General features: G+C 40.1%; 16 protein-coding genes. 3 read left to right on the forward strand and 13 right to left on the reverse strand.

What is annotated here, in order from left to right; all coding sequences use genetic code 11:
* Nucleotides 1-185 precede the first annotated feature (185 nt).
* Nucleotides 186-872 carry an arylesterase gene (locus V6R21_RS26835; RefSeq protein WP_334246596.1) on the forward strand — a complete coding sequence of 229 codons (687 nt, stop codon included), beginning with the start codon at nucleotides 186-188 and terminating at the stop codon, nucleotides 870-872.
* A gap of 109 nt (nucleotides 873-981) precedes the next feature.
* Nucleotides 982-1404: an acyl-CoA thioesterase gene (locus V6R21_RS26840; protein ID WP_334246597.1), complete on the forward strand. Its 423-nt coding sequence runs from the start codon at nucleotides 982-984 to the stop codon at nucleotides 1402-1404.
* An 82-nt stretch (nucleotides 1405-1486) separates the two neighbouring features.
* Here V6R21_RS26840 and V6R21_RS26845 read toward each other — a convergent pair whose 3' ends face one another.
* The 11 genes from V6R21_RS26845 to V6R21_RS26895 all read right to left on the reverse strand — a co-directional run bounded on the left by V6R21_RS26845 (nucleotide 1487) and on the right by V6R21_RS26895 (nucleotide 17773).
* The gene (locus V6R21_RS26845; protein WP_334246598.1) at nucleotides 1487-1954 is read right to left on the reverse strand and encodes a macro domain-containing protein; all 468 of its coding nucleotides are present in this window, start codon (nucleotides 1952-1954) and stop codon (nucleotides 1487-1489) included.
* A 36-nt stretch (nucleotides 1955-1990) separates the two neighbouring features.
* Nucleotides 1991-2494 (reverse strand): hypothetical protein, encoded by a 504-nt coding sequence (locus V6R21_RS26850; RefSeq protein WP_334246599.1) that lies wholly within the window; start codon nucleotides 2492-2494, stop codon nucleotides 1991-1993.
* Nucleotides 2495-2624: 130 nt separating this feature from the next.
* Nucleotides 2625-3821, reverse strand: a complete 1197-nt coding sequence (gene kbl / locus V6R21_RS26855) for a glycine C-acetyltransferase (protein WP_334246600.1) — start codon at nucleotides 3819-3821, stop codon at nucleotides 2625-2627.
* A gap of 163 nt (nucleotides 3822-3984) precedes the next feature.
* Nucleotides 3985-5016: a hypothetical protein gene (locus tag V6R21_RS26860; protein ID WP_334246601.1), complete on the reverse strand. Its 1032-nt coding sequence runs from the start codon at nucleotides 5014-5016 to the stop codon at nucleotides 3985-3987.
* A gap of 30 nt (nucleotides 5017-5046) precedes the next feature.
* A complete protein-coding gene (locus V6R21_RS26865) occupies nucleotides 5047-6843 on the reverse strand; it encodes a chloride channel protein (RefSeq protein ID WP_334246602.1) in 1797 nt (598 codons plus the stop codon).
* Nucleotides 6844-7058: 215 nt separating this feature from the next.
* Entirely contained in the window at nucleotides 7059-8786 is a 1728-nt protein-coding gene (locus V6R21_RS26870) for an SGNH/GDSL hydrolase family protein (protein WP_334246603.1), read from the reverse strand.
* Between the two features lie 21 nt (nucleotides 8787-8807).
* Nucleotides 8808-10136 (reverse strand): OmpP1/FadL family transporter, encoded by a 1329-nt coding sequence (locus tag V6R21_RS26875; protein ID WP_334246604.1) that lies wholly within the window; start codon nucleotides 10134-10136, stop codon nucleotides 8808-8810.
* A gap of 317 nt (nucleotides 10137-10453) precedes the next feature.
* Nucleotides 10454-12697, reverse strand: coding sequence for an SGNH/GDSL hydrolase family protein (locus tag V6R21_RS26880; protein ID WP_334246605.1), 2244 nt, complete (start codon nucleotides 12695-12697; stop codon nucleotides 10454-10456).
* Between the two features lie 58 nt (nucleotides 12698-12755).
* Complete coding sequence (locus V6R21_RS26885) at nucleotides 12756-14030, reverse strand: OmpP1/FadL family transporter (protein ID WP_334246606.1); 1275 nt, start codon at nucleotides 14028-14030, stop codon at nucleotides 12756-12758.
* 778 nt (nucleotides 14031-14808) lie between these two features.
* Nucleotides 14809-16158, reverse strand: coding sequence for a GDSL-type esterase/lipase family protein (locus V6R21_RS26890; RefSeq protein WP_334246607.1), 1350 nt, complete (start codon nucleotides 16156-16158; stop codon nucleotides 14809-14811).
* A gap of 124 nt (nucleotides 16159-16282) precedes the next feature.
* On the reverse strand, nucleotides 16283-17773 hold the full coding sequence (locus V6R21_RS26895) for an SGNH/GDSL hydrolase family protein (RefSeq protein WP_334246608.1): 1491 nt from the start codon (nucleotides 17771-17773) through the stop codon (nucleotides 16283-16285).
* A gap of 398 nt (nucleotides 17774-18171) precedes the next feature.
* Here V6R21_RS26895 and V6R21_RS26900 point away from each other — a divergent pair, with 398 nt between their 5' ends.
* A complete protein-coding gene (locus tag V6R21_RS26900; protein WP_334246609.1) occupies nucleotides 18172-18654 on the forward strand; it encodes a GAF domain-containing protein in 483 nt (160 codons plus the stop codon).
* 74 nt (nucleotides 18655-18728) lie between these two features.
* Here the strand turns inward: V6R21_RS26900 and V6R21_RS26905 are convergent, their stop codons facing one another.
* Nucleotides 18729-19250, reverse strand: a complete 522-nt coding sequence (locus V6R21_RS26905) for a D-glycero-alpha-D-manno-heptose-1,7-bisphosphate 7-phosphatase (protein WP_334246610.1) — start codon at nucleotides 19248-19250, stop codon at nucleotides 18729-18731.
* A gap of 67 nt (nucleotides 19251-19317) precedes the next feature.
* Nucleotides 19318-20316 (reverse strand): glycosyltransferase, encoded by a 999-nt coding sequence (locus tag V6R21_RS26910; protein WP_334246611.1) that lies wholly within the window; start codon nucleotides 20314-20316, stop codon nucleotides 19318-19320.
* Between the last annotated feature and the right edge of the window lie 73 nt (nucleotides 20317-20389).

Here is a 20389-nt window from a genome sequence, read left to right on the forward strand (position 1 = left end):
GTTTGTTAGCAAAATGCAGACAACCTCACAGGCTGGCCTGTCAATTGCCTTTTATCATTGATCAAATTTTCCCTTAGGAGAATGCAAAGTTAGATCTTTTTGTTCAATGCATTTGAAGGTATTATCTTAAAAAAGAATTGAAAGGTGCTAACATGACGCTAATTATACAAAACATGACCAAAAATATGATTTCTTCGCTAGTTGTTATGCTGTGTGTACTACTTACAGCTTGCGGAAGTAACAAGAGTACAGAGAAGGTCTCTTCCCAACCAACCAAGGAAGAAACCAATACTGAAACCGTAACTGCTAAAAAGAAAGTGATTTTCTTCGGCAACAGTCTAACGGCAGGCTACGGACTTGACCCTGATGAAGCTTTCCCGTCCCTTATCAACCAAAAGTTTGAAACAATGGGATTACCCTATGAGTCCATCAACGCAGGGCTAAGTGGTGAAACTACGGCTGGCGGCAAAGAAAGGGTTGAATGGATTTTGGAAAACTACGAGCCTGCTATTTTCATTCTGGAACTGGGTGGCAATGATGGGTTAAGAGGTATTGACCCGAAGGCTTCAGAAGCAAACCTTCAGGCTATTATTGATAAGGTCAAAAAACAGTTTCCAAAAACCATCATTATTTTGGCTGGCATGCAGGCCCCTCCTAATATGGGGGAAGCATATACTTCTTCTTTTAGTCAAATTTATCCAACACTTGCCAAACGAAACAACATCCCTTTAGTCCCATTTTTATTGGAAGGAGTTGCTGGTATTCCTGAGCTAAACCAAGGAGACGGCATTCACCCTACTGCGGAAGGAAATAAGATTGTAGCAGAAAATGTTTGGAGTATTCTGAAGAAACAGATAAGACAAGAGACTTAAGACAAAGGGTTGGAGATATTGAGAAAAGCACTTTCATCTTAACTACCAAGTCTAATATCTCCAATCAATTCCCTATATTGAAGGCTCATTCACATAATATTTTAACCAAATGAGCAATCAGCAAACTTTAGACGTAAGAACCAGTACAATCGAAATTCCAGTTAGAGGGTACCACCTCGATGTATTCAAACATGTAAACAATGCGCGCTACCTTGAATTTTTAGAGGAAGCTCGTTGGGCACATTTCGAAAAGAATGATACGATGAATACCGCTATGCAAAGAGGATTTGCAACGGTAATTGCCCACTACGACATCAGCTATAAGTATCCAGCGACAATCGGACAAACCTTGGAAGTCAAGACCTGCTTTGAGAGCATAGGAAAAAGCAGTGTTGTATTTAGACAACAGATTTTCCTGAAAGGTACTGACAAGGTAGTGGTAGATGCAAAAGTAACATTCGTAGTCATTGACCTAAAAACACAACGTCCTGTCGAAATTCCTGAAGACTTGAAGGATGAGTTCTATAAATAAGAAGGTATCAAACGTTAGGTACTTAATAAAAACACCGAAGGTAAATGCTACCTTCGGTATTTTTTTTAGTCTATCGACTTATCTAGAAATCATAGACAGTTGTACTGATATTCTGCTCAGTCAGTTGCTCTTTTATGATCGGTTCTATCTCTTCCCACTTTCCACCTGCCAATCCACAGCCTATTCTTGGCATATGAACAGATGCATTCAGTTCACTTGCCTTATCGGCTACCTCCTGAAGACCTTCCTTAATGGCTTCATATCTGATCGGCGGGTTTCCATCTTCATCTTTTCTGATTTTATGCTGCCCAATCAGGTTAGCCACAAATATATTTCCGGACACTTCCACAAACTGAACCCTGCCTAGCCTAAATCCTTCTCCAGACTTATGCCAAGCTCTGTACTGAGCTTCAGGTTCAGGCCACCTGTTTGAGAGTGCCATAACGAAGCCTTTACCCCATCCGCCAATATCATTACAAATATGTACAATGATCTTATTGCCTCCGCCCTGAGGTTGAGTTGCATCGCCTTTTATATACTGTATTTCCATTTTCAGTTATTATTAAAAAGTCGTGATTCATCGTTTTCAGAATGACCAAACAAGTCCTGCTCCCAATGGGGATACCCCAATTACCAGATTACGGGATATTATCTCATCTCCTGAACCTTTATTATAGTATTCGACTGCTTTCTTGGCATGCTTACTAAAAGCTTTTTCAAACAGTAAAGAGCTCAATACTATTCCCGTCCCTACTCCAACTACTGTCCAATTTGGATGCTGATTACCAAATGCGGCTCCTATCTGCCACCCAACCATTCCTGCTCCAATCCCTGCAATGATCGCAGAGGTAATATAATTACTCTTTGCTAACATAAACTCCTCATAGGCTTGTTTATCTGTTTTCAAGATATTTTCCACATCACGCATCGTCAGCGACTCATTAAATTCTGAATTTGGGTGGGTATAATAAATTCTAGTGCTTAATGGGCTTTGCTCATAATGAAGTTTACCACGCGCATCCTGGGCAAAGGTAGATGTCTCCATACAGACACCTCCCATCAAAAAGGATAAGAGTATCAAAATTCTCATAACGATAGTGGCTTCCTATTTCAGCTATATTATTTTCTTTGATCAAGATAATTAATAAAGGCATCAACCTGTAACAGGTGATGCCTTTATTGTAACTATAAGTCAAGAATATGTTGAACTTTCAACCTTCTTATTTAATCACGCCTAATTCTTTACCTACTTTGGTAAATGCAGCAATTGCCTTATCCAAATGCTCACGGTCATGTCCTGCTGACACCTGAACACGGATTCTTGCCTGCCCTTGAGGAACAACCGGATAGAAGAAACCGATTACATAAATACCTTCTTCCAACAGACGGTCTGCAAATTTCTGAGCCAATGGTGCTTCATACAGCATCACCGGTACAATTGCATGCTCACCTGGTTTGATATCAAACCCAGCTTCTGTCATCTTGCTTCTGAAGTACTTTGTATTGTCCTCCAGCTTATCACGTAACTCAGTAGTGCTGCTTAGCAAGTCAAACACAGCAATAGAAGCACCTACAATTGACGGAGCTAATGTATTAGAGAACAAATAAGGACGTGAACGCTGACGTAGCAGGTCAATGATCTCCTTACGACCTGAAGTAAAACCACCTGAAGCACCACCTAGTGCTTTACCCAGTGTACCTGTGATAATGTCAATGCGTCCCATACAGTCACGGTATTCATGTACACCACGTCCTGTTTTACCCATAAAACCTGTAGAGTGACACTCATCAGTCATTACCAATGCGCCATACTTTTCGCACAGATCACAAATCTTATCCAATTGGGCAATTGTACCGTCCATTGAGAATACACCATCTGTCACTACGATGATATTTTGAGCACCTTTCTCTTTCGCTTCCTTAAGTTGTACTTCAAGGTCTTCCATGTCATTGTGCTTATAACGGAAACGCATTGCCTTACAAAGGCGCACTCCGTCAATAATGGAAGCATGGTTCAGCTGATCAGAGATGATGGCATCTTCAGGGCCAAGCAAAGGCTCGAATACACCACCGTTGGCATCAAATGCCGCAGCATAAAGAATGGTGTCTTCTGTTCCCAAAAATGCTGAAATCTTATCCTCTAACTCTTTATGAATATCCTGTGTACCACAAATGAAACGCACAGAAGACATTCCGAAACCATGAGAGTCAATTGCCTTTTTAGCCGCTTCAGTCACTTTCGGATGAGAAGACAGACCCAAGTAGTTATTGGCACAGAAGTTCAGTACTTCTTCACCTTTGTCTGTTTTGATTACAGCACCCTGTGGCGTTGTAATGATACGCTCGCTTTTGTAAAGACCAGCTTCCTTAATATCTGCCAGCTCTTTTTGTAGCTTAGGTTGAAGATTATCAAACATGGTGTTGCTTATTTTATTATTACCAAAATGTAATTTGTGAAACAAAAGTAGAAAGTCTAATCAATAAAATGTAACGATCTGAGAAGAATTGACAGAATGTGAGTTAGGAATCAAAAGGCATAAAAAAACTCACAGTTTTTGAGTGCTGTGAGTTATATAAAAACTAATCTTGTTTTGGTTTCTTAAATACTGGCCGTACTCTCTTCGGTTTATCCACTGATGCCTCTTTTGACGAAGGCGTAGACTCTTCTGTTACCGATGGCTTTTTAAATACCGGACGGACTTTCTTTGGTTTGTCCTCTGACGCCTCTTCTGACGAAGGCGTAGACTCTTCTGTTACCGATGGCTTTTTAAATACCGGACGGACTTTCTTTGGTTTGTCCTCTGACGCCTCTTCTGATGATGACGTAGACTCCTCTGTTACAGATGGCTTTTTAAATACCGGACGGACTTTCTTTGGTTTATCCACTGATGCCTCTTCTGACGAAGACGTAGACTCTTCTGTTACAGATGGCTTTTTAAATACCGGACGGACTTTCTTTGGTTTGTCCTCTGACGCCTCTTCTGAGGAAGGCGTAGACTCTTCTGTTACAGATGGCTTTTTAAATACCGGACGGACTTTCTTTGGTTTATCCTCTGATGCCTCTTCTGAGGAAGATGTAGATTCCTCTGCTACAGATGGTTTCTTAAATACCGGACGGGCCTTTTTGAGTTTTGCAGCTGTTGCTTCAGATTTATCTTCCTCTTCAATAACTGGCTTTTTAAAGACAGGTCTTGCTACTTTTTTAGGCTGTTCTACATTTTCTTGACCCGAAGTCGTTTCAGGTTTTTTAAATGAAGGACGCACTTTTGGTTTTACTACTGATGAAGTACCATTGGTGTTTTCTTCAGGTACTTCCTGTACTGGTTTTACCGCTGCAGGACGCTTTATAGCTGGTTTTGAAGCTGTCGTTTCTGCTTTCTTCACCGCTGCTGGACGAACTGCCTTTTTAGTAGCTGTTGTCTTTGCAGTCACTTCCTCAGCAAGAAGGTACTGTCTTCTCTTTCCATTGATCAGGTAAAGTTTCTGAGCTGTAAAGCTTTTCGGGTGCATTTGCATAAAATGGTCACACCACTCCTGCCAGCAAAGCGGTTCTGCTTTTCTAAATGCTTCCGAATCTATCTTCTTGCTTACTAGATATGCTTCAAATTCCATATTCTCTGACCTTTCCTGTTCAATATCTCCCTATGAGTTGATCCAGTCTTTTTGCAGCCTGATCAATTGCTTACGGTAAACCCCAAATATACGAGACTTCGACACAATGCCTACATATTTACCTTCAGCATCCACTACAGGAAGGTTCCATGCATCCGTTTGCTCGAACTTCATCATGACATCCCGCATACGTTCACCATAATAAACAAGTTCAGCTGGTTCTTGTTTCAAGCTTGCTATTTTCACTTCCTGATGCTTCTCCACATCAAACATTACAGCTCTTACATCATCCAAGGTAACCAGACCTTTCAGCTTTCCTTCTGCATCCACTACCGGAAATATATTTCTTTTGCTTCGGCTGATTGCCTCTACCAAATCTTCTAAAACGCCTTCGTGTGGAACGGTCACCAAATCCGTTTCAATTAGCTTATTGATATTCAAACGCTCCAACACTTTTGTATCTTCATCTGCCTCATGGACATATTCTCCTCTTTCTTTCAAAGCCCTGATATGTGGCGAATCTGGTTCAAAGAATGTCACCGTTACATAAGAGATGGCTGCTACAAGCATTAGTGGAACAAAAAGTGTGTATCCTCCAGTGATTTCTGCAATCAAGAATATAGCTGTAAGAGGTGCATACTGAATACCACACATTACGCCGCTCATACCTACCAAAGTAAAATTCACTTCTGATACATCCGCAAACCCTGCCAAATTAATAAACCTTCCTGTTGCAAATCCTGCTAAACCACCCAATACCATGGAAGGGGCGAAAGTACCACCACTACCTCCTGAAGACAGGGTAACAGATGTGGCAATAATTTTCATGATAATCAGGATTACAATATAGAGCAGAAATAACCAGCCATCTTGCAGTAAACCTCCAAAGATATGGCTGCGGCTTAGCAGTTCTGTACTTCTCCCGTGAAGGATATTTTCAATTGAGATATAACCTTCACCATATACAGGTGGTGTCAGGAAAATCAGTACAGAAAGGAACATACCTCCCAAAATAGCTATTACATATGGGTTTTGGTTGCGCTTGCTTACAAAGTGCTCCGCCCAATGCAGCATACGGTTAAAATATAGCGCTGTCACACCACATACTATTCCTAGAATAACATAGAAAGGAAGGTGCTCTGCCTTAATTGCATCTACAATATTAAAAGTGAATAGGATCTCATCTCCTACTGTGAGTTTAGAGATAATAGTGGCAGAAACACACGCGATCAATAAGGGGATAAAGTTAGATACTGATACTCCTGTCAGGATTACTTCAATGGCAAAGATAAGACCTGCAATCGGCGCATTAAAAATAGCGGCAATTGCTCCACCAACACCGCATCCTAAAAGCAATGTCCTGCTTTTATAATCCAGCCTTAGCGCCTCTCCAATATTGGAACCAATGGCACCACCCGTCAATACAATCGGAGACTCCAATCCTACCGAACCACCAAAACCAACTGTAATAACACTGGTAATCCAACGGGAGTACATTTTCCCTTGTGCTACTATACTTTGTTTTCTGGAAATCGAGTAAAGTATATCTGAAATGGCGTGGCCTACACTGGTTTCTTTGTAAAGCACCTTTGCCAATAATACTGTCAGGAGAAGACCTATTACTGGATAGAGCAGTTGAAAATAATTTTCATCATACCTTGCCGAAGTCATTTCATGATGTACAAAATGTACCGTCATCTTTAGAAGGACAGCAGCTAAACCAGCCACAATTCCCACCAAACTGCTTGCTATCAAAATAAAGGTACGCTCAGAAAGGCGTTTCCTTCTCCATTCAAATATTTGGTCAAGTACTGATGGCTTGCTCATAAATTCCAGTAAACAATAGGTAATTTAGACCCTAAAACATGTAAAGAATTGGGTATTAACTCATTCCTTCCAGAGAAAAATACTCCGCAAAAGTACAATTTAGGTAATAAAAAAGAAAAAGAGACCACAGTTGCTATGGTCTCTTTTTCTTTTTTGTAATTGTCTTATTTAGAGATGGGTTTCATGAATGACCTACCCTCCTAGTAGCTAACACTTTAAGGAAACTCAACACCTCTATATTGAGATAAGCTGACTACAGGAATTCTTGTACCATATTCCTTATTGATTGCCTTAATGGTTTCATTAGCGATAAAGGCATAACCTCTTGGAGTCAAGTGTGTACCATCCAAAGAAAATGCACCTCCAGAGATAAAGGTAGCACTCAATGTAACACCATCCTCAGAGATAGGCATCTCTGCTGCTTCTGCCAAAACACTTGCAACATCTACCAATACCAGATTATCATTGGCTATAGTCAGATCAATAATAATCTGGTTAAAGGCTCTTGACCTATTTCTGACTAATAATACTTCCTGCGTATCCAAAAAGTCTTCATCATCGGGTAAAAGAGATAATATCATTTCTGGTGTGATTCCCCCTGTTCCTGCACCAGCTATTGCTTCTTGCAATTGCTGAAGTTTTCCAGAAGCTGTCAGTAATACTAACTCACTACTAATCATACTCCGAAAACCTGTCGGACTTTCTTCATCCAACACAATTAATGGATTTGCTCCTGCAACAAACTCTGGTACCGCCCCCGGCACAAGCTGATTTGCCTGTTCGATAAAAAGGGCCGTCTGCTGATCTATTTGCTCTTGAAATGCTACTGAGGTTACTGTTTGATCCAATGCTGCATTAGCACTTGGATAGAGTACTGCAAATGGGCTATTTTCTGGAGCAACAGGTGAGTCTGGATTGTCTAGGTATGCCTGTGTATACTCTGCCTGAAAAGCAGGAGCATTTTCAGGGGCAAGCACTTCGGCATCTACAAAACCTTGTACAATCTGTGGAATAACTACGGTAGCTACTGCTTGTTGTTCCACACCTCCCCTTACAACTCCACCAATCAATAAATTGACACGATCAGCAGTAGCCTGATCCAATACCAAGCTATTCCAAGGTATAGTTGTAAAAAAAGGAATGGTCGTTACATCTGGTATAGTATATAAAGCTCCATATGTTTCCCCATCACTTATTAATCGCTCTACTAACCCCTCATATAGTATTTGGAAGGTCGTCACTGATGTCAACCCATTCAAGCCTGCCTGTTCTGGTATGCCCTCTTCTCCAAACACCCCACCTGATGTTGCATAGCCCAACACATCATTGTTACCTAACCAAAGGGTGAAAAATGTAGGGTCCTGCTCTACTACCAAGTCCTGATAAGTTTTCAATGGGCTTTCTTCTGGAAGAATCCTAAAGTAAAATGGATTACCCAATTCAACTGAAGCACCTAATCCTGGAATAACGCTTTCTACCAACCGGAGTCCAGGCACACCAAAGTTATCGATCTCTTCAATATTATCAACCTTGCTATAAGGTGTAGTACTAGGTGGGGCAATCTGAATATTGGGAGCTCCATTGACAAAACTTTGAATAAATCTTCTACCTTGAAGATTATCACCTGTACCTCCATTGGCTCCACCTCCATCTGGCATCAAAGGCTGGTCAAAGTCTTCCAGTCCAACCTCCATCAGTTGCTCAGCTACAATCGAAGGAAAACTTTGTTGCTGTGCCTCCAGATAAAGTGCGGCATCTGAGTACCCTGCCGTCAAAGAATTCCCAATGGCGATATAATTCGAAAAGTCCAATGTAACCGGTGTGCCATTTGGCAGAGTTCCATTATTGGTTGGGGTTAATACGTCTATATCAGTCTCACAGGCAAACAATGTCATTATACCTAACAACCACCCCTTACTACTGAATTTGAAATACTTTTTCATATTAAACACGATAGTCGATGGTTAGAAAGAATAGTGAACAGCAATACTTGGTATATGGGCACGGGACTTATAAGTACCGTTGATTCCACTTGTCTCTACACCTGCCGGTACTGTATTGTGACGTTCTTCCTTATTGATAAATAAATAGGCTAAATCTACTCCTATATGCTCATTGAAATTAAATGTCACCCCTGCTGTCAATCCTAAAGCATTCGCATCTGGTGTTTCAGGTGTTATATAACCATCTCTTACTGGAGATAAGTCATAATAAAAACCAGCTCTTGCTGTAAACCTATCTTGTATCACCTCATACTCACCACCAAAATTGAAAATCCATGAGTCTTCATAATTCCTACGGGCTACACTTTCAAAAGATCCCTGTACAGGCTGAGTAAAATCAAACTTCAATTCTTTGTAGGCACTCCAGTTGATATACTGGACATCAAAAGCCAATGTCAATCTATCTGTTGGATAAACTCCCATACCAAACCCTACCACTGTAGGCAAAGGCAGGGTTGCATCAAATTGAGTTCCACTAAAGAAGGTTTGTGAGGGATCGCTTGGGTTATAAGTATCAGGGTTATAATTATTCGAAACAAGTCCATCAGGCGCCACAAATGTAACATCCCCTTTCTTAACAGAAAGGTCTATACCATGTCTATAAGTAAGGCCGAAACTGATTAGATCAGAAGCCTTCACAAAAGCCCCTACAGAAAAACTTACACCTAGATCTGCATTGCCATCTAGTTCAACCATGCTATCAACTGGACCATCAACTGGTAAAGCCCTTTGCAAATTGACGCTTCCAAAAATAAAGTCAACTCCCGCTCCTATTGATAAGCGATCGGTGACTTGCCAGCTAACAGTCGGTCGGACAAAGATTGACTGAAGTTCTATTTGCTCCAGTGCAAACTGACCATACCAGCCATCTTCCCAATCCACTGTACTACCAAAAGGTGTAAAAGCACCTAACCCAAATGTCAATTTTGAAAATATCCCTGAGTCACGGTCAGGCCTGTAAACACCATACGCAAAAAACGGTGTTCCTACAGGATTGTCAGTTCGAAACTTTGCATTACTGTAAATTCCATTGGCAGGGTCAGAAGGAGCTAGAAAAACTGAGCCGCCTAAAATAGGACTGATACCGATCATAATTTGACTGCTTCCCAAATAGGACATCCCTCCGGGGTTAAAAAATACTGCTGTTGCATCAGGCCAAAGCCCAATTCCAACATTTCCCATTCCTATTTGTCTAGTGCCTTGAAGGTTAACTTGATAACCGTTGGCCATTAAAAGATGCACTGACCAAAAAAAAGTCAGCAATACCATTAATAAAGGTTTGATTTTCATAAAGTAGTTAGTATTTCAGTGTGTTCAACTGGTTCTAAGTGGAGTCTACTAAGACTCGGGGAAAGGAAAATTCTTTGAGGCTATAAGTAATATATATGTTGAAATAAAGGGTTTTAAGTTAGTTTAAGGTCACATTATTATACGCAATATTTTCTATAGACTGAACAATTAAGTACACAAGTCAAATTATTCTTGATTACTTACCAATAGAACCGTTTTTCTTAACATATTCTTGGCCACTAAAAAAACAGAAAAAGCCGCAAACAGTACAACATATACTGTTTGCGGCTTTTTAAATATGATTTGCTACCCCTTGATTACTGCTGAGCAGATTCTAAATGATCCAACGTTACAGTCGGATAATCATTCAAGTTAGATACCTTAGGAATTGAAGCCTTATATTTTTTATTGATTGCATCAATAAACTCATTTGCGACAATCGCATATCCTCTCTGAGTCATATGCACACCATCAAGGCTAAAGAAGTTACCTGTTACAAAATCAGCCGAATAAGCCACTCCACTCTCTGTGAAACCTGGAATGATCTTATTAGCAAAGATGCCCTCTGCATCAACTAACGCTAGACCATATTCGTCTGCAATGTTTTTGATAACCTCGTTGTACGCTTCACGCATTTCATTGATCTCCTTAATTTCTGCTTTGGTTACCACATACTCGTCAGTCAGAAGTGATGCCAACTCAGTAGCTTTAGCAGGATCAGTAGCCTGAAGTGTCTGGATTGTCAGGAATGTTGTCAACGGAATTCTATCCTCTTCTGTCGCAAACCTAATTCCCAATGGCTGTACAGTTTCATCCTCAATCAGGAATGGGTTATTTCCTACTGTAAATACAGGGAAGTTATCCATTTGCTGATACAGGCTAAACTGAAACTCTGCCATTGCTTCTTCAAAGTTTGACTCAAGGATTTCTGCAGGTACAAAATAGGGTGTTTCTTTCTCCAGTGTAGCTAAAGCCTGGTTTCCTACTGCTTCAGCACTAGTTGCATCAATTCCTACCTGCATAGCGGCTCCTTTTACAGCTTGAATAATTACATTTCGCCATAGTGTCTTTGCTAGGAATTTTTCTACTTCAACTGCCCAGTCTGTTTCTTCTCCATTAAGAATATCTACAGTTGCAAGATACTGTTCTGCCTCTTCAGCTGTAGCACCGCCACCAATCAGCACTGTTGTGATAAACTCTTGGTAAGCATCAGTTGCTTCAGATGCAATAGTGTATTGAATCCATGTATTGATATTAGACCATGTATTAACACCCAATGCACCCCATCCATTAACCAATTCTTGAGCGGCTGCCTGTAACTCATACTCATCTGTTTCAGATGCCATCATTTCCTTAGCTAGGGCTGTTGCCTGCTCTTGCGTCAGACTTGAGTTTTGTTCCATGAGTTCAGAAACTGTCATAACAATAACTACTGTTTTTGCCACTGTCAGTTTACCATTACTCCCACTATCAAATACTTGATCAATTGTCGGACCTCCAGCTTCAGCTTCCACTGCTGCAATTGTAGCAGCTTTTAGTTCATTTACTACTTGTGTTACAGCTCCCAAGATAACATTATCTGTCATAGAAAGCTCTTCTACAGGCAATCCTGCACCTTTGATCGTCGCCAAAAGTACTGCTGTTACGCCTGCTTCAGCTTGGGTTTTCGCTAATGCTATCTGTTGAGCTCCTTCTACTTTAATATTGGCTTTGATTTTAGTTTTCAGAGCGCTATTTGCATTATCTGCTGCTGTCGCATCGAACACTTGAGATTCGTGCTGTGCTAACCCTGCTGAAGGTGCTATATTAAAGAGTGGCATAGCCATTACATCAGGAATATTGGCAATGGCACCACCTGTAAGGTTTGTCAATCCATCCAAAGTCCCTTTAATCGCAGTTTCGATATCAGTAGGCTCTGACATTTGGTCTTTTGTAACATCTGCTCCAGCAGTTGCATATCCCAGTAAGTCATTGTTACCAATCCAGACAGTTACAAAACTTGGGTTTACTTTTGCCAAATCCGCAGCTACAGATGTAGTTTGTGATGATGCAAAATAGAATAACGGATTAGCCTGACTAAAGCCTGGTATTTGCAAGTGTACGGCCTTCATACCCGGCACACCCATATTATGGAAAAACTTACCTTCTCCACCTATTGAGGCTAAGTCAGACATCTTTTTACCATCACCAATTGGCAAAAATACTGGAGATGCCCCTACAAAACCTTTGATTACAATTTTACCGCTACCATCAGCATTTACACCTGACTCTGTCAAGCCTTCAGTTGCCTGATTAAACACCTCAGCACCTAAACCAGCATCTTTTAGCTGAGCTGCGATCAGCGATGGATAAGAGTTTTCTAACCCTGACTTAGACCATGCACCATCACCATATCCTGCTGTAAGAGAGTTACCAATAGCAGCAAATGTTGAATAGTCAATTTCTTTTTGCGTAACAGGGTTGGTTCCGTTCTTGATTTCAATCTCGTCAACCTCAGGTTCACAAGCAGATACAGCAAGCAATACACTCGCTCCTAAAAATGCTTTATATATATTTTTCATTTTGTGATCTCTTTTTATTCGTCCAGTTATTTTACTGAATAGTTAGCTTCTTGAAGTATTAGAACAAGTAGTTCAAAGAAATACCTGGTACAATACCTCTTGCCTTGTACACACCGTCAACACCACCTGTTACGACATTCCCGTTTGAGTCTCTAACTGCAATGTTTTCACGTTGTGCTTTGTCCACAAACAGAATACTTGCATCTACTACAAACTTGTCAGTAATCTTGTAGCTTGCACCAGCAGTAAGACCTAGCGCATTTGCATCTGGTGTTTCTGGTGTTAGGTAACCATCCTTAACTGGACTCATGTCAAAGTAAGTACCTGCTCTTAAGTCAACCTTATCATTTAAGTGATATTCAACACCCAAATTGAACATCCAAGAGTCTTGGTATTTTCTTTCTGATGCCGAAACATAACGGTCTCCCTCCTGCTCCATACCTGGCAGTGGATCGTAGAACTTGAACTTCAGTTCTTGGTAAGCACTCCATTGTACATAGTTTACATCAAATCCGATTGACAACTTCTCGTTTGGATAAAAACCAACACCAATAGCTGCTACAGATGGCAAAGGAAGCTCTGCATCAAATTTGGTTTCGCCATTTGCAGGGAAAAGCGCTGAAGCTACAGATGGGATATTTGTAAACATGGCTGATCCTTCTTCCAGTGCCATATTTACTTTTGAGCGGTAAGTCATACCAATTGAAAACTTCTCTGATGGCTGTGCATAAATACCTGCATTGAATCCATAAGAAACTGTGGACCCATCCAACTCAACGTTGATATCATTACTAAAAGCCTCTGATGCTACTCGCTGAAGGTTAACACCTCCATATACAACATCAAAACCTACACCTACTGATACCTTGTCATGTATTTTGTAAGAAAGTGTTGGTTGGATGTAGATAGCCTGCAATGAGATTTCCTGCAAAGCCATTTTTCCACTCCAGTCATCCGGATATACAATTGTAGAACCATAAGGTGTTACAACTGCAAGTCCTGCTGACAATTTATCATTGATTTTCCATGCTCCATAAAGGTGAAATGGAGTACCTGCTGGCGATTCTGAGTGAGTAAAAGCATTACTTTCAAGTGCCCTATACGTAATGTTAGAGAATACAGGTTGTATACCTATGGATATTACATTGCGGTCCAGAAAAGACATGGCTCCTGGGTTGAACCATATGCTTCCGGCACTTGGCATAAAACCAACCCCTACATTACCCATACCTGACTGCCTGTTACCTTGTAACATTACTTGATAGCCATTGGCAAATGAAACCTGACAGCATAGCAAAGCCGCCAAGCAAAGTAGTAATTTTCTTATTTGCATGTTTTCCTAAATGATTTGATGCGCTCAGAAGTGAGACACACGTGAATATTCAGATTAGTAGTTTAAATAAGTTCCTCCCTTATATCGGGAGGATGTTGTTTAATAGGTTTCTGTTTCTATTTCATTACTATTATTCCGATATCAGTTTTTAGTTATTATGAGATTCTTAGGTCTGACTCCTATTCTCCATTTTTAACTTTCTGTATCTAATTATTGTATAATTAAAAGCTAATAGCACTAAAATGCAAATAAGTGAATGAATATTCGTGTAATTTTTACATTTGTATTCCTCCAACATCCCTCACTTGATTTATATAATATAATTATGCTCAACGAACAGATATATTCAACCAAAAAGTGACAAGGGAAACCAATTGTAAAAATAGAATATCCATTCACACGGAGTTGTACAATTACAACCTCCAAAAAAGAAATCCCTAATAATTTTATTCACAACCGATTAAGGTTGTAACCTCCTGTATACTATTCCTAAAAGTGTACAGCAAGCATGACAATTAAATTTTCAAACTGGTACTTTTTGTGATGGCGCCAAAAGTATTTGCAAATTCATATTATTTAAAACTTTAATGCAAAAATTAACACATTTTGTAAAATGAATAATCACTCATTATAATTAATCAATAGAAAATTTGGAACACTTGATTAGCATCTCTGCTTTCTGTAGACAAGGTGTATTTATATAACTTTTTGAATAAAAAAATCCCCCACATCTCTTAAAAAGGTGTGGGGGATTTATCTGCCTATATTTCGTTCTTATTTACTGACTCGAGGTCCCATCAAATCTAGAAAGTGTACCAATGGTGACTGTATCAGCGAATGTATTATATGCCTTATCTAAGGCTCTATAAAATAGTTCACCTTGGTATTCGTATCCCTTCTGAGAAAGGTGAATCCTATCTTTTGAGGCCAAATCGTTCTTTAGCCAATAATCCATTGCATTCAAGCCACCCATCACAGTATAGAAATCCCAAACAGCAGCTCCATATTCTCTAGCCATTTCTCCTATCGCTAGTCTGGCTTCTTCATTATCATGGTTCAGGTATTTGCTGTATCGATAGCTATCACCAGGAGTAGTCAACAAGATCGATGCATTAGGTGCTGCTGCCTTTATCTCCTTGAGCATACTTGTATAGTACTTCTTAAAGTCATACACATTAAATGGCTTGATAAAAGCATCATTGGTCCCTAAAGAAACCACAACCAAATCAGGCTTCAGCATTTCTACCTGTTTAGCAAAGTCTGCACAACGGGCAAAAGATTTTGCCATCGCTCCATTCACACCTGCTGCACTATATGTAAGTCCTGGTTGGTCACTTTCTAAAAGTACTCCCTGCATGACAAAGCGTTTCTGGCTTTGGTTTTTCTTCTCCAGTGTCAGGGTAATATCTTTTTGTGGTTTATCTAATGTAAACTCTATTACTCCATCACCTTTATCCTGCTTAACGATCAAGTTACCTTCCGTCGGGCGCACTTTTACATCAAACTGTGCAGGATCCTGATTAGGATAAAACACCTTGACATGCTTTATATCATATGGCATCAGTACATCTACATTCGGATCGAATTTCAACGTTGAGGATGTACTAAAAGTACTGGCTGAAATGCCTGCGGCTCCCCACCTGCTTGAATGACTGCTCATAGAACTTCTCTTTCCGGTCCATTTTCCTGTATAGGAGTTCCTATAGTTTAAAGGGTTGTTGGTATGTGCTGCCCTGTAAGGAAATACAAAACCACGGCTACTCATAGGAAAGCGGTTATCTTTGTACAGAAGTTCTCTAATTCTGCCAGAGAAAAAATCGGCTTGGATGTGGGAATCACCCAAGTGAAGTACATGTACCTTCCTGTCTTTCTGTACTTCCAACAGTCTTAGCTGAGTCAAAAAATGTGTCAGCACATTATTTTGACCAAACGTCTGGAAGTAGTTGATATCCCTTCGAATAAAATCATAATCCTTTTGCAGCTTTACAGCCGAATCTTCATGATTATTCAATGGGTTGATAGATGGAATACCCGCAGCACACAATATCAGTGCAAAAGGAAGTACCTTGATTCTTTTAGGCAGTTTACCTGTTCTGTTTTTGTACTTGTATATAAGGTCTTTGATCATATGTCAATTCAATTATTCGGTCAGCGGATGATACACAGGAAAGCATACAACAAAAAGGTAATTTCACATAGGATATTACATTTACTCGTTAATCCTTTCATCCACTTTAAAGCATCTATATTGTCTAGCTGTTTTTACGCTTCTTATACTTTGCATATTCACGCATCAGTTCATTGTAAAGCATATCCCCCACATGGTTGGCACCTCGTCTGGTAAAGTGTGTATAATCTTTGTTTGCCCAAGCTGGCTCTCTGTCTACCCACTTGATAATGGAATTTTCCCCACCCATGGCTTTATACAAATCCCAGAATGCAACACCTGCCTTTGCGGCTGCTTTACGCTGTGCTGCACTAATCTCCTTGATATTGGTGTATGAACGCATCTCAGTACCATCCTTATGCGCCATATCTGAAACGCCCACTACCAAAATAGAGGCATTAGGATACAGCCCCTGCAAGTATTTCAATTGCCTGTAAAATACACGTTCGTAAAAAGAATAGCTCTCACGAATTTGAGGTACAACATTGACACCAAACTGCAGTATTAACAGACGTACATTCAGATTTTGAACAATTTCTTTCAGGTGATTACGGTGCATTTTGGTAAACTCCGTTCCTGAACTACCCCTGAAAGGAATATTATCGACAGAGACCCCACTATTGCAATCAAACGAGACCCCATAAAATTCAGGGTTTCCAGATGTACGGAAGCTCAACTCTACCTCACCTAACTCCCCTGAAATTGGTAAGGACAGTGATTGTGGCCCAAACTCAGGCGCGACATCAACCGTATCAGACTTGATTCCATTCATTTTATAATGAATCTTCAGTGTAGAATCAGGGTTACGGAAGAAAAGTCTCATTTTCTCAAAACGTCTTTCCTGCCTACGTGTATAACTTGTGCGGCCAAACTCCAAGAATGCTTCTGTCATTGCTTGGGTCGAATCTTTCTGAAAAGAAAAATACTTCCCAAATACACCAAAGTCACCATGCATTGGTGTTTTCCCCTCATTGCCATATACCGCATATGTCTCCCAATTACTACTAGCATCTTGGGTAAGCGTAGAACGGATATTCTTTATTTCAGTAATAGGCACCATCCCGATACCACAGCCACCAAACTGATTTTGCATATTACGACGAAGGCGTTCTGTCATTCGGTCTCCCTCCAACTGGGAATCTCCAAAATGCAGTACCCGAATCATCTCCCCTTCATTTACAACTGCCTCCAATCCTGCAAAAAAAGCATCCAGAGCCTTTCGGTCTTCTTTTGCATATTCAATAGCTATATCTCCTGGCTTAGTACTTACTTGTACCTTCTTATTTGTCGTGTTTTTCTTCTTACTATTGCCACCTTTACCTTTCTCAGTCCAAAGGCTATCGGCAGGTTCTACTTCATCTTGTGTATCGTCAATTTCCTGATAAGCAACTTCAGTATCACGCTCCTTGTTCCTTTCCAATAGTTGTCGAGGCAATACATCCTTAAAAGTTGGTACTCTTAAGGCAATTTCATCTGTTAGTTTTAGCTCTCCTGGCGACATAGTCAGAATGATACCCGACATCATGGTAACATACAGGAGCAATGTCAATATTTGACCTGGCGTAACCTTTTGCATATAATAGTTTGAAAAATATCTTCTCTGTTTCGATTTCTTGACTTATGAACATACCGGTAAAAGGGTTCTTATCATCCGGTGTTCAGGGTTAACAGGACTTTGAAGCCCTTATCGGTATTGCTTATACAGTAACTTCTCCACATTAACTCACTTATTATCAATACCCCAATGTGTATCGACAAAAATAGTTTTAAAATAGCGAAAGCCCAACCTCACTTCAGATTTTAAACGCAGATTGAATGGTCTATTTTGTTATTAAAATTCAATTGGATATCAGCAAAACCCTATTTTTTTCTTGTCAACTACCGTACCTTTGCGCAACAATCAGAACATTAAAAATGTTAATGTTAGAGGTTTACAAAATCTCAACCACTTGTATAAACAAATTGAAGAGTTCTATGGCAGAAGACCTGATTATACCTGAAAGTGCCTCAAAGGCTGAAAAATATGAAGCTGTGCTACCTCAAATCAAGGCACTTATCACTTACGAAAATGACTTGACAGCCAATCTGGCAAATGTATCAGCAGCACTGAAAACTACTTTTGATTTCTTTTGGGTAGGCTTTTATATTTCCAATGGTAATGAACTGGTATTGGGACCATTCCAAGGTCCGGTAGCCTGTACACGTATCAAGTTTGACAAAGGGGTATGTGGAGCAGCCTATTCACAACAATCTACACTCCTTGTGGACGATGTTGACAAGTTTCCAGGACACATTGCCTGTAGCTCAGCATCCAAGTCAGAAATTGTAGTTCCCATCATAAAGGATGGAGAAGTGAAAATGGTATTGGACGTTGACAGCATGTCTCTGGCTGACTTTGACAAAACTGACCAAAAATATTTGGAGCAAGTTGCCGACATGCTTGCTGAAAAGTTTTAATCTCAGATATAAAGTATAAAAAAAGGGTTGGGTACAGTTAATACTGCCCAACCCTTTTCATTGAAAGAATGATTTTAAGCTTCTTTCAAAATAATGTTTACTGCATCCATCAAGTCTTTGGCAAAGTGCGTATAAACAGACCCTTCAACTGGATCATTGTCTACTTGAATCCTTTTAGAAATACCAATATTCTTAGCTGGAATCAAGTCGCGTTCCTTATCACCTACCATCCATGACTGTTCAATATCAATGTTGTATTTGGCGATTGCTTTTTCAAACATCAGTGTATTGGGCTTTCTCGTCAGTGATGCTGTCACACTCTCATGATAAGGAGCATAGAACATATCGTCAATCTGATTGTTACAGACACGCTGAAGTTCTTCATGACAGATATAAACATCCTCTTTTTTGTAAATACCCTTCGCTATTCCTGACTGGTTGGTGATGATCACGATAACGTAACCTGCTTCCTTTAGCATATTGATTGCTTCTGGTACATTCGGCAGTACTTCAAACTTATCCAATGTATAAGCGTAATCTACGTAATCCTTGTTCAGTACACCGTCTCTGTCAAGAAATATGCATTTATTTTTCATATCCGATCCTAAAAAAACCTATGTCTAAGTGTTACCATTGAATTTTCAGGGTGCAAAACTACACTTTTCATTGATATTCACGTCCTTTCCACTCAACATTAACAGGTAATAAGTAATAGATGAGCAATAGCGAGTACAAAATGGTATAGGTTGGCTCAAAATAAAATACTGACCACAAACCTTTTTTAATCCTTAAAAAGTGTAAAACAGACCCTATCCAAAAACTTCTTATACTTATTAAGGAGAAACTTAGCAGAAGTATCCATTGAGGACTAATAAACAGGAAAAACAAAAGAACTGGAAGCAAACAAGAGTGTAAAACCAGGGCAAGTTGCCAATACCAAGGCAACATCATCGCTCCTTGCATCCACCTTTTACGTTGCTTTAGCCAATCCAAGAGTGTTTTAACTGGTTGTGTTCGGGAGAGTACCCCTACTGTAAACAGTTGTCGAAAGTCCCACCCAACCTTTCTCATTGACCAAAACAAGGCAAAGTCTTCTGCTACAGAAAATGGTATTTGCTCATACCCACCAGTTGCTTCGTAAGCTGCTCTCCGAACAGCCATATTGTTTCCCATTGCAGTAACGGGTTGCTTCAGTATCGCCATCACTTTTACCAATGACAAGGCATACAACCACTCCATTGCCTGCCAAGTATTCCAAAGCCCATTCCCTTCCACATAACTGACCCCTGTTACAACTCCTACATCAGCAGCATCAAACCCCTTCAACATATCCCTAATCCAACCTACAGGCACCTCCATATCTGCATCAGTAAAAAACAGAAACTCTCCTTTGCTGAAATGGGCTAACTGTGCCAAAACATTGGCTTTCCCTTCTGCCCCCCCAAGCTTTTCCTCAATACTATAAAGCCTGATAAAGTCGTATTGTTGGCTGTACTTTTCTGCAATTGCAACTGTGTCATCTTCTGAAGCGTCGTTCCCTACAAGAATTTCCAATTTCTCTTTAGGGTAATTCAGTGCTAATAATGCATCAAGACAATTGCCTAGATTCTCTTCCTCATTTCTTACGGCTAAAAGAATACTTATGTAAGGTAGCTGCTCCAAAAGACTCAATGTATTTGTGATTAAAAAGTGTCATCCAAAAGTAGGTTAGGCGATTCAGAAAAGCTACGCACTC

It is taken from the genome of Limibacter armeniacum, from assembly GCF_036880985.1.
Classification (GTDB): Bacteria; Bacteroidota; Bacteroidia; order Cytophagales; family Flammeovirgaceae; genus Limibacter; species Limibacter armeniacum.